This is a genomic window from Polaromonas sp. P1_G2 (genome assembly GCF_056405515.1).
Map to the genome: position 1 here is coordinate 1 of NZ_JBFUBY010001415.1, position 407 is coordinate 407.

A 407-nucleotide genomic window follows, 5' to 3' on the forward strand; every position below is an offset into this window, starting at 1 on the left:
GCCGACTACCTTTTCAATAATAGCGCGATCTTGAGCTATCATGATATCGCCAACGATGCCCATCAACGCGTGATTGATTTCCATCCTCTTATGATTCATGGCCGACTACCTTTTCAATAATAGCGCGATCTTGAGCTATCATGATATCGCCAACGATGCCCATCAACGCGTGATTGATTTCCATCCTCTTATGATTCATGTCTCGTTCAAGCTGACGCTGACCAACGTCGATCGCGTCATCATCACCCATGATCATTCTCAGCTTTTGATCGGGGAATAGCGCGTCGGGGCCCTTATAGTTCGAAAAGTCATCCTGATGCCCATTCTGATCTGACTTATTTATCGGATCATCTTCAGAATAAGCGTACCTGTTTGTTCCGACTCCATCTTTAATCGGATCCCAATCA

At 45.5% G+C, this 407-nt stretch carries 1 protein-coding gene; it reads right to left on the reverse strand.

Features of this window, described 5'->3' with window-relative positions:
• Nucleotides 1-88: 88 nt before the first annotated feature.
• On the reverse strand, nucleotides 89-407 hold a 319-nt coding region (locus tag AC1D0P_RS30845), incomplete at its 5' end, for an RHS repeat-associated core domain-containing protein (protein WP_477680208.1).